This is a genomic window from Sphaerochaeta sp. S2, assembly GCF_016406725.1.
Classification (GTDB): Bacteria; Spirochaetota; Spirochaetia; order Sphaerochaetales; family Sphaerochaetaceae; genus Sphaerochaeta.
Map to the genome: position 1 here is coordinate 1 of NZ_JAEKNT010000463.1, position 6,126 is coordinate 6,126.

Annotated in this window: 7 protein-coding genes and 1 pseudogene; 7 read left to right on the forward strand and 1 reads right to left on the reverse strand. The window is 48.0% G+C overall.

Features of this window, described 5'->3' with window-relative positions:
• The 7 genes and pseudogenes from JF818_RS13325 to JF818_RS13355 all read left to right on the forward strand — a co-directional run.
• A pseudogene (locus JF818_RS13325) lies at positions 1 to 422 on the forward strand (hypothetical protein); the annotation flags it as partial.
• Positions 394 to 1,269, forward strand: coding sequence for an ATP-binding protein (locus JF818_RS13330; protein WP_198892472.1), 876 nt, complete (start codon positions 394 to 396; stop codon positions 1,267 to 1,269). The pseudogene JF818_RS13325 and the gene JF818_RS13330, both read left to right, overlap by 29 nt.
• The gene (locus JF818_RS13335) at positions 1,266 to 2,105 is read left to right on the forward strand and encodes an MBL fold metallo-hydrolase (protein WP_198892473.1); all 840 of its coding nucleotides are present in this window, start codon (positions 1,266 to 1,268) and stop codon (positions 2,103 to 2,105) included. The genes JF818_RS13330 and JF818_RS13335 overlap by 4 nt, the downstream gene beginning before the upstream one ends.
• Before the next feature lie 4 nt (positions 2,106 to 2,109).
• Positions 2,110 to 2,892, forward strand: coding sequence for an Mrp/NBP35 family ATP-binding protein (locus JF818_RS13340; protein ID WP_198892474.1), 783 nt, complete (start codon positions 2,110 to 2,112; stop codon positions 2,890 to 2,892).
• A gap of 3 nt (positions 2,893 to 2,895) precedes the next feature.
• Positions 2,896 to 3,255, forward strand: coding sequence for a NifB/NifX family molybdenum-iron cluster-binding protein (locus JF818_RS13345; protein ID WP_198892475.1), 360 nt, complete (start codon positions 2,896 to 2,898; stop codon positions 3,253 to 3,255).
• Positions 3,256 to 3,386: 131 nt separating this feature from the next.
• Positions 3,387 to 4,739 carry an MFS transporter gene (locus JF818_RS13350; RefSeq protein ID WP_198892476.1) on the forward strand — a complete coding sequence of 451 codons (1,353 nt, stop codon included), beginning with the start codon at positions 3,387 to 3,389 and terminating at the stop codon, positions 4,737 to 4,739.
• Positions 4,736 to 5,080: a TraR/DksA C4-type zinc finger protein gene (locus JF818_RS13355; RefSeq protein WP_198892477.1), complete on the forward strand. Its 345-nt coding sequence runs from the start codon at positions 4,736 to 4,738 to the stop codon at positions 5,078 to 5,080. The genes JF818_RS13350 and JF818_RS13355 overlap by 4 nt, the downstream gene beginning before the upstream one ends.
• Here the strand turns inward: JF818_RS13355 and JF818_RS13360 are convergent.
• Positions 5,077 to 5,916 (reverse strand): histidinol-phosphatase, encoded by an 840-nt coding sequence (locus tag JF818_RS13360; RefSeq protein ID WP_233067863.1) that lies wholly within the window; start codon positions 5,914 to 5,916, stop codon positions 5,077 to 5,079. The genes JF818_RS13355 and JF818_RS13360 overlap by 4 nt on opposite strands.
• Positions 5,917 to 6,126: the final 210 nt, after the last annotated feature.

The window sequence follows — 6,126 nt, forward strand, 5'->3', positions numbered from 1 at the left end:
GGGGGGCCGGGAGGTATGCACCGGCTAATTCGTCGGCAGCGTCAGATGTGTATAAGAGACCAGGGTGTCTGGTGACTGAGACCGTCGGCAATGCTGACTTCTGTCTCCTGGTTGCTGAACCTACCATTTTTGGAGCACACAACCTGGCAATGGTACATGAGTTGGTAACCCTTATGGGGAAACCTTCTGCAGTACTCCTGAACAAGACCCAGGAGGGAGAGAACCCCAGTGAGGTCTATGCAAGGGAGCATGGGCTCAAGATTATTGGATCACTCCCCTACGATGAGCATTTGGCCCTCCTTTCCAGTGACGGGTATCTAGCTGCCGAGAAAGATGAACACTATCACACCTATTTCAAAGATTTGCTGTCAAAGGTAGTACAGGAGGCCAGCCATGCATCAGATTCTGATCCTCAGCGGTAAGGGAGGAACAGGCAAGACCACGGTGGCCAGTGCCTTTATCAACCTCAGCGAAGCAAAAGCCTATGCCGATTGCGACGTCGATGCACCAAACCTTCATCTCGTGATGGGAGCATATGAGCAAGAGCAGAAGAAAGACTATTTTGGATTGCCCAAGGCCGTGATCGACCCAGATATCTGTATCAGTTGCAACAAGTGCTTCGAGGTATGTCGATTCGACGCCATTAAGCCAGGAAACCCGTATAAAGTGCTCCCCATCGCTTGTGAAGGTTGCAACTACTGCATTCATGTCTGCCCTGTGGAAGCAATACACAGTGAGGAGGCAAAAGTCGGAGACCTGAAGCTGCTGAAGCGTAATGATGAGGTATTCTCAACAGCAATGCTCCTGATGGGTAGTGGTACTACCGGGAAACTGGTCAGTGAAGTCAAGAATCAGCTGAAGGAAGTGAGTAGCGACCATGAAGTTGCAATTCTAGATGGCAGCCCTGGCATAGGGTGCCCGGTAATTGCATCCTTAAGTGGGGTAAGCCTGGCACTTATGGTTGCCGAACCCTCGGTCAGTGGGCTCGCTGATCTGAAACGTGTGCTGGCCAGTGCCAGGCAATTACAGGTACCAGTTGCTGTTATTGTAAATAAATATGACTCAAATGAACGCAAGAGCGCAGAAATAGAAGTATACTGCTACAAGGAGGGAGTACCATTCCTTGGAAAAATCCCCTACGACAAGATGGCACTGGAAGCAATTAATACCAATAGGACGTTGGTCGAAATGAACAGCAAGGGAGCTGAGGCGATCAAGACCATCTATGAGAAGACCTTACGATTGATGAAGGAGCGTATCCACACATGAAAATAATCACATTGGTGGAGAACACCACCAACAATGCAACGTTGAGAGCAGAACATGGATTGAGTCTCTACATCGAAGCAAGTCAGAAAACCATGCTCTTCGATATGGGAGCAAGTCCCTTGTTTGCTGAGAATGCAGAAAAGCTCAATGTTGATCTGAAGAAGGTTGACCTTGCCATACTCAGTCATGGCCATTATGACCATGGAGGTGGTATTAAGACCTTTTTCAGAATAAACAGCACCGCACCACTGTATGCAAGAAAGGAAGCCTTTGGGCCACTCTTCTCCGAGCGAAGTGAAGGAGACTACCACTATATTGGAGTCGACCAGGAATTACTGAGGAACAACCGCCTTATCTTTACCTCAGCACTCACCCCGGTAGCTGAGGGAGTATCCTTGTTCAGCAGAGTGGAAGGCACTCGCTTCATTCCCACGGGAAACAAGAGCCTGTTCAAGAAGGAGGGAGAGGCATATATTGTCGACCCATTCACCCATGAACAGTACCTCGCAATCAAGGAAGGGGATGAACATGTCTTGGTAAGCGGATGTTCTCACCGCGGGATCGTAAATATCCTGGAAGCCTTCCACGATGAGTTCGGTTCCTATCCCACTCGCGTAATCGGGGGATTCCACCTCTACAACCACCGCACGGGCAAGCCTGAGGACCCAGAAGTCCTGGACCAGATTGCAGCCATCCTCTTGGCAAGCAAAGCAATATTCTACACCTGTCACTGCACAGGAGAAGAAAACTACACCTACCTCAAGGGGAAGATGGGGGAAGCCATTCATTACCTTGCAGGTGGAGATATCCTCGACTTCAAGACACATAAGGAGTAGCAACATGGCACAACCTGATATAGATATGAGAGCACATTCCAAGACAGGAAGCACCATCGGCAATATCATTGCAGTTGTAAGCGGAAAGGGAGGGGTTGGAAAATCCTCGGTTACCAGCCTACTCGCTTCTGAAATGCAAAGGCGTGGTCACAAGGTGGGAGTACTTGATGCAGACATCACAGGTTCCTCCATCCCAAAGATGTTCGGTATCCATAGCAAGGCAACCGGGGAAGAAGGCAGAATTGAACCAGCGGTAAGCAAGAATGGCATCAAGGTTATCTCAACAAATATGTTGTTGGATAATGAGAGTGATGCGGTCATATGGCGTGGCCCCCTGATTGCAAACACGGTCAAGCTCTTCTACACCGATGTGGACTGGAAAGAGTTGGACTATCTCTTTGTTGATATGCCCCCTGGGACGGGAGACGTCCCCTTGACGGTGTTCCAATCCCTTCCTGTTGAAGGAATCGTCATGGTTACTTCCCCCCAAGAGTTGGTTTCCATGGTAGTGGAAAAAGCAGTGAACATGGCGCAGAAAATGAATGTACCGATTGTGGGATTGGTGGAGAACCTCTCCTATTTCCTCTGCCCTGACAACCAGAAGCAATACAAGGTCTTCGGAGAAAGCCATATCGATGTGGTTGCAGAGCACCACAACCTTGAGGTACTTGCAAAACTGCCCATCGACCCACTGTTGAGTGAAGCGTGTGATAATGGAATGATAGAAGCATACCAGGGAGCCGATCTTAGCGGTCTCTGTGACATATTGGAAGCAAGGGAGAAATAAGGAATGTTGAAAGTAGCAGTAGCAAGTGAAAAGAAGAATGTATGTGGTCATTTTGGGCACTGTGAGAGCTTTGAAATTTTCGAGACAGAGAACGAAAAGATTCTCAAGCATGAGAGCATGCCAAACCCTGGCCATCGTCCCGGTTTTTTGCCCAACTACCTTCACGAACTGGGTGTGAACACCATTATCAGTGGTGGAATGGGCGGAGGTGCAGTGGATATCTTCAATGAACACAACATTGAAGTCATTGTTGGGGCAAAAGGGTCTGCAGAAGAAGCCGTCAAGCAGTACCTGGAAGGAAATCTAGCCTCCACAGGGAGTGTTTGCCACGAACATGCCCATCATGATGAGTGCGGTGAATAACCGGAAAGGCTTCAGGATCATACGTACTACCCTGTCTCGCGGAGGCAGGGTACTTTTTTTCATGCTTCTTGCAATTACTTGCTAATTTCTTCATACTTCTGCTTCTACCAAACAATTCCAAGAGTTTTTGCATGAAGCAAATCAAGGATACCGCAGTCGGTATTCCCCAACGTTCGTATATTTCGCGCCTTCCTTTCTATTATGGGTGGGTAATTCTCATTGCTGGTGCAATAGGAGTTTTGGCAAGTATCCCTGGACAGACCATGGGTGTGTCTGTATTCACCGACCATCTTATCACCTCTCTGAATATATCCAGGGTCGGTATCTCATCTGCCTATATGGTAGGAACACTGGGAAGCAGCCTTATTATCAGCTATGCAGGAGTGCTCTTTGACCGCTATGGAGCCAGACCTGTTGCTGCAGTTGCAGCGTTCTTTTTAAGTCTGTTTCTTCTGTTGCTTGTTTTCTCCAGCAATATTGCATCCCTACTCGCTTCTATCGGAATTCCTTCTTCGATTGCTGCCTTTGCTGTAATCGGATTCGGATTTTTTGGGATAAGGTTCTTTGGACAGGGCGTATTGACATTGGTCAGTCGTGGAATGGTAGCAAAATGGTTCAGTACCCATCGAGGGCTTGCAACCGGTTTGATGGGAATCACCACCTCTTTCACGTTTTCCTATGCACCACAACCACTGCAACACTTGATTAATCAATATGGATGGAAATCATCGCTGGGAATACTTTCAGCACTACTCATGTTCCTATTCCTCCCCTTTATCCTCACATTCTTTAGGAGCGATCCTGAATCATGTGGTCTGGAAATGGAGCGAGGCTTGCCGAAACCAAAGAAGAACCGCTCAGCGCGAAGTGAGGATGCTCATGAGGAGCTGGATCTCAAGGATGCAAGAAGGCATGTCGCATATTGGGTAATACTGCTCTCTCTGGGATACTGGTCCCTGTTTAATACTGCATTCACTTTCCACATCGTATCCATCTATGGGGAATTTGGCATTGATGCAAGTCAAGCAGTCAAGATATTCCTCCCGATCTCAGTCATTTCAGTAATCTCCCGATTCCTCGGAAGTTATCTCAGTGACCGGATAGCGATCAAATATATCTACATTGTCTACGGACTTTCCCTGATCATAGCTTCAGTTGCCATGATGATACTCCATACCGCTGCCGGTACTGTCCTTGTTATTATCGGCTATGGAATCGGAACAGGGTTGTTTGGAATGCTCAATATTGTCACCTGGCCCAAGATCTATGGAAGAAAACACCTTGGAGCAGTGAGTGGCTTTGCTATGTCGATTATCGTGGCAGGAAGCGCAATCGGTCCTTGGGCATTCAGCATGGTGTACCGTTTCACCCACTCCTACCGGGGAACCGGGGTAATCGGTCTTGCCGTCTCTTCATTCATCATGCTTGCTATTCTCTTCATCCCCTTCTCAACTGAGAAGAATAAGAAAAGGAACAACCCATGAAACAAGAAGATATTGAGCGAATGAAAGAGCTTATTACTACCTTGCTCACCCAGTTGAATCACCATGCGGAATTTCTTGATCAAGAGACCCAGGCCATCGCTCCATCGTGTAGCCTTGGCAGGGTAACCAGAATGGAAGCCATCGGTGAACAAGCGATCAGTGCACATGCCCAGTCCCTAAACCAGAAGAGAATCATTGGGCTTGAAAATGCTCTGCAAAGGATAGAAAAGGGAACGTACGGTACCTGTATCCGATGCCAAGCAGAAATCCCTCTCGGGAGACTGGAATTGGTACCTGAAGCACTGCTCTGTGTACAGTGTGCCGAGAAGAAACGGCGTTAGATCAGGGAAATTTGCACATTACCTGACTGTTCTCTTTCCACCCTGTAGGAACAAAGCTGTAGGTTGTTCTCAATTGCAATATTAGCACATGCCTCGTATCCTTCATTGACCAGGGATGGCTTATGGGCATCGCTATGGGTCACCACCTGGAGTGGGTACTTGCTTGCAATCTCCCAGAACGGGGAAAGAGGATAGGGGTGGCGCCAACCCTCATCAAGCTGAACCTTGCGCTTTCTCATCCCGTTTGCGTTGATCTCCAAGGCTACATTGTTTGCTACAGCACACTCAATAATTGCCCTGCTGCACGCCTCCGCCTCAGTATCCCAATGATGGTAGTAGTACCCAAACAAGTCAGGATGAGCACCAAAGAGGAACAAGCCTGAAGAGAGCATGTCGCAGTACATATCGGTATAGGTAGCAAGATCCTTCTTGGACAGCTGATGCCAAAACACTGAGTGCTCATTGTTCAGGTCTGTAGAAAGATCATGGATGGCGCCGATGAGGTAGTCAACTCTCTCAGCCACCTCCCTATAGTACCCTTGATACTCAGGAAGATAGTCACACTCATAACCAGTGATCACAGCAAGCCCTTCGGGAGCAGTCTCTTTCGCCATCTGGCAGTCATGTTCATATGCTTCAATCTGAGAGTAGTCCATTCGGCTACGATGCCACCTGCCATCAGGCACCGGGCAGTGCTCACTCATGCCGAGCAAGGCAAGACCATGCTCACTTGCAGCTTGGACATATTCTTCAATGGTACCACTGCCGTGGCCACAATAAAAACTATGGGTATGGAGGTTTACCACCTCTTGGTTGTATTCTTGGTTTTGCATCATTCTTGGTCTGTAAGTATCAGAAATATATGAGGTTTGTGCAACACCCTGTAGATACAGGGGGGACCATGCTATCTCATTAGGAAGTGATATTGTCCTGAGGTAACGGAAGGGATTTTGTCACATGAGCACAGGAAGGGGATTTTCTGCCTGTCTTTGTGATATAGTCCAGGCTACAAGAAAACAAGAGGGATTGGTTCTTCTGTTTTAGAC